A 4,351-nucleotide genomic window follows, 5' to 3' on the forward strand; every position below is an offset into this window, starting at 1 on the left:
CGCCTCCCGGCAACATGGTCGTCTGGCGCGGCATGACCCGCTTGCACGACATCGCCTTCGGCATCTCTATTGGATCAAGCCGACGATGTGGGTAATCGAAAGCCTCACCGGAGGGGTACGGACATCACGGCAACGCTGCGGTCCTACATTTACGCGGTGTCGTAGTTTTATTTCGGTCGACCGACCGAGCGCGTCGCTGCGATCAGCTGCTCCTTCTCCTCCCGAGACCAACGCCGGCGCCGCTCAACCGACGTGATCACTTCGGTCTGATGCTTCGTGCCTTCGGGATGTCCGCATCTTAAGCTACATCTGGTGGCGACCGGAATATCGCACTGAACCAGGCGGTGTGTACGTTGCGGCTGGCCGGGGGCCAGTGTTTCCGAGATCGCTCGATGGGCCGGCATTCATGGGAAGCCAGCCCCGTGATAGCGATTCTTGGCGAGTATGACGCATTGCCGATGCTAAGCCAAGAAGCGGGACGGGCCGAGGAGCGACCTCTCCTGGATGGGGGTTATGGTCATGGCTGCTGCCACAATATGCTTGGATCGGCTTCCGCCTTGGCCGCTCTGGCGGTAAAAAATTGGCTAAGTGAAGTCGGAATTCAAGGACGGGTGCGGTATTACGGTTGTCCAGCTGGATCCGGAATGAGCTTTTTGGTTAGTGCGGGAGTTTTTGACGACGTCGATGTGGCAGTTAGCTGGCACCCGGGGGCCTTTGCGGGCGTAATTCCTACTGCTTCTTTGCTCGCGTGTGTAGAATTGGATTTCAGTTTCAAAGGCCGCGCAGCTCACGCTGCCGTAAATCCGCATCAAGGACGCAGCGCACTTGATGCCGTTGAACTTACTGAACGTAGGTGTCAATTATATGCGCGGCCGCCGGCAATCCCACACCATGGCGCTTGCCGTCGATTTCGATGAAGCTGCGTAAGATCACGCTTTCGACTGGGTCAACTCGCGGCGCGGGCTCTACCCCCGGCAGCCGGTCTCGATCCAGGTTGTGTGGACGTGGAAGCCATTCTTTACGATGAAGTCTGGCTCATATCATGCAATACCGCGCGATGGAATGGGAGGACGGAACGCTACGCCCTCTATCAGAATTCGGCGAGCGCACGTCGCGCCCGTATCAGGGCTTCCCCGCGAGTCGCGCCAGTGATGATAAGCTTGGCCATCATAGAGTCATAAAGACTAGGAATCTCCGAGCCCGTTTCAACGCCAGTCTCGAGCCGCACGCCGGGGCCGACGGGGTGCGGAAGCGGGTGATGAGGCCAGGCGTCGGGAGGAAGCCGCGGCCCGGATCCTCAGCATTAATGCAAAACTCGAAAGCGTGGCCGCGCGGCGTCGGCGTCTCGGCCACCGACAACGGCAGCCCGTCGGCGATGCGCAACTGCTCGACTACGATGTCGACGCCGGTAGTCTCTTTTGTCACCGAATGCTCAACCTGGAGCCTGGTATTGACCTCAAGGAAGGAAATGACGCCGCTTTGCGACAGCAGGAATTCCACCGTGCCGGCGCAGGTATAGCCGGCCTTTACACAGATTGGGCGTGCAGCATCGTGAATGCGCGCGCGCTGCTCTTCAGTGATGAAAGGGGCGGGCGCTTCTTCCACGAGCTTCTGGTTTCGGCGCTGCAAAGAACAGTCGCGGGTGCCCAGCACCACGGTATTGCCGTGGCCATCGGCGATGATCTGCGCCTCAATGTGACGCGGCTTGTCAAGGAACTGTTCCGCACAGCACTCACCGCGTCCGAAAGCCTCGGTCGCTTCGCGTGACAGCAGACTCGAAAAGCTCGGCCACTTCTTCTAATGTTCTTGCAACCTTCATGCCGCGTCCGCCGAAGGCAGCCTTGATCGCAAGCGGCAAACCGGCCTTCTTCGCAAAGGCGACCGCATCAGCCGCCGAACCGAGTGGGCCGTCCGAGCCCTTGACCAGCGGAGCGCCGGCTTGTGCCGCGAGCTGTCGTGCTTCGACCTTATCACCTAGTTGTTTAGTCCCGGCGTTTGATGGGTGGGATCGAGTCGGAACCGTTCGGGCTCTTTTGCCCAAATTTTGCAGATGAACTCATAGGGTGTGAGACCCTTGAGGGTCTTGAGGCGGCCGCGAAATTGTAGGCTAAGACGAAGTCAGCGAGGTGCCGGCGCAGTTTATCGTGATCGTCATAGTGGAAGCGCTTGAAGGTCGCGTCCTTGATGGTTCGGTTCATCCGCTCGACCTGGCCATTGGTCCAGGGATGGTTGATCTTTGTGAGCCTGTGCTCGATGCCATGTTCGTCGCAGACGCCGTCGAAGATGTGCTCGAAGGCGTGCCGATCGCAGCTCCGGTTGGTGAACTGGATGCCGTTGTCGGTCAGAATGGTATGGATGGCATAGGGCACGGCCGCGATCAGATCCCGAAGGAACTGGGCCATCGCCATTTTGCCCGCCGTCTCGTGCAATTGCACATAAGCGAACTTGGACGTTCGATCGATGGCAACGAAGAGACGCAGCTTGCCCTCGGCGGTCTGCACCTCGGCGATGTTGATGTGGAAATAGCCGATCGGATAGGCTTTGAACTTGTTCTTGGCCGGCTTGTCAGCATCCAGCTGCGGCAGCCTCGAAATGCCATGACGCTGAAGGCAACGATGCAATGACGAGCGCGTCAGATGCGGGATCGTCGGCTGAAGCGCATAGAGAAAATCATCCAGCGCCAGCAGCGTGTGCTTGCGAAAGGCGACGATGGCCGCTTCCTCTTCGAGGGACAGCACTGTCGACCTCGGCTCCTTCGGGCCGGTCGGAAGATCGGCGGTCGACGGCCGCTTCCGCCACTTCGCAACCGTCTTCTGATCGATGCCATAGCGCTTGGCCAGTGCCCTCAGGCTCTCTTGACCATGCTGTATTGCTCGACGGACCGCCTCTGTCGTCGTGGCGCGGCCGTGTAGAATCTGTCCCATAGCGCGTCCTTTGATTCGGACGACAATGGTGCGCCATTAAAGCCTGAGATCAAACACCTAGTCTCTCATGTTCCCTGTCAAGGTTGAAGGCAAGAAGGCTCGCCTGCTTGGCAGGTTTGCGAAGCAGTCGGACCGGCTGAAGCTGCACAGGGCTGGGGGTGGAGCTCAGAGACGACGGTTGGTCAGACTCTCATCCGCGGGTTGGATACCGCCTTCCGTGTCTTCGTCTCGGCGCTTTCCTCGCGGGCGTCGGGCGCATCGGCTCGGCCACATAACTAGAGCCTTTCACGTTTTGATGGAAGCGTAGCCGGCGTTTGCGAAGTAGTTGTTGCATTCGGTTGCCTCGATCGTTTCAACGAGGTGGCCGATGTGGCGCCAAGTGTCCTCGACGGTACGTTTCTGAGCTTGGCGCATCCAGTGTTTGATTTTGGCAAAGGCCTGCTCGATCGGATTGAGGTCTGGGGAGTAGGGCGGTAGGTACCAAAGCCTGGCGCCGGCCGCCTTGATCATCTGCCTGATGGCCGCCGACTTATGACTTCCCAGATTATCCATGACGACGATGTCGCCGGGTTTCAGTACGGTGATGAGCTGCTGCTCGACATAGGCGCGGAAGCATTGGCCGTTGATTGGCCCGTCGAAGACGCAAGGTGCCGCGAGCCTATCGCAGCGCAGCGCGCCGAGGAAGGTCAGCGTGCGCCAGTGGCCGTGCGGGGCCAAGCCGCGCAGCCGCTCGCCCTTCGGCCCCCAACCGCGCAGCGGAGCCATGTTGGTCTTGATCCAGGTCTCGTCGATGAAGACCAGATGCTGCGGATCGAGGCCGGCCTGCCAAGAGCGCCATCGCTGACGCCTGCGGGCAATATCGGCGCGCGCCTGCTCAAGGGCGAACAGCGTTTTTTTTGAAGCTCAGGCCCTCGCGCCTCAAGAATATCCAGACCGCGTTGTGCGAGACCTTGACCCCGCGTGCGGCCAACTCATCCTTCAGACCATGCAGTGTCAGATGCGGCGTCTCACGCACACGCGCCTCGATGAAGGCACGGTGCGGCTCCAGCACCCTCTTGCGATGTCCGCCCATCTTGCCAGGCGCAACCGAGCCAGTCGCCCGATGGCGCTGCAACAACTTCACCGCCGCCGAAACCGAAATGCCGAACCGTTTCGCGGCCGACCGGCGGCTCTCGCCACCCAAAACCGCCGCTACAACACGTTCGCGAAGATCATCCGAAAGAGGTCGCGTCATCCGATGCTGGCCTCCACTCCAGCCAGCATCTTGAATCACAAAACCGACTGATCCGGAATCTCCTTCGATTCCGTCAAATCAGGAACCGCTCTAGTACTACAGTTGCGGATCATTTGATTTTCTGATTCACTTCGGCAGGTTATGGAGGGTACCATGTCTGTCGCTTCGTGGTCAGGGTCGTTGTTGGCTTGGG

Annotated in this window: 1 protein-coding gene and 3 pseudogenes; 1 reads left to right on the forward strand and 3 read right to left on the reverse strand. The window is 59.6% G+C overall.

Annotation, left to right across the window (positions count from 1 at the left end):
* Positions 1 to 410: 410 nt before the first annotated feature.
* A pseudogene (locus NKJ09_RS32370) lies at positions 411 to 870 on the forward strand (amidohydrolase); the annotation flags it as partial.
* Here NKJ09_RS32370 and NKJ09_RS32375 read toward each other — a convergent pair.
* From NKJ09_RS32375 to NKJ09_RS32385, 3 genes and pseudogenes are all read right to left on the reverse strand, one after another.
* Positions 871 to 1,978 (reverse strand): annotated as a pseudogene (locus tag NKJ09_RS32375) (ATP-binding protein); the annotation flags it as partial.
* Positions 1,975 to 2,924 (reverse strand): annotated as a pseudogene (locus NKJ09_RS32380) (IS481 family transposase). The pseudogenes NKJ09_RS32375 and NKJ09_RS32380, both read right to left, overlap by 4 nt.
* A gap of 285 nt (positions 2,925 to 3,209) precedes the next feature.
* Positions 3,210 to 4,158 (reverse strand): IS630 family transposase gene (locus NKJ09_RS32385; RefSeq protein WP_352764771.1). Its coding sequence is split into 2 segments (ribosomal slippage): positions 3,210 to 3,821 and positions 3,823 to 4,158, totalling 948 coding nucleotides; the frame shifts between segments, so codons are not numbered across the junction.
* Positions 4,159 to 4,351 lie beyond the last annotated feature (193 nt).

Source organism: Mesorhizobium sp. M0189, from assembly GCF_040322135.1.
Taxonomy (GTDB): Bacteria; Pseudomonadota; Alphaproteobacteria; order Rhizobiales; family Rhizobiaceae; genus Mesorhizobium.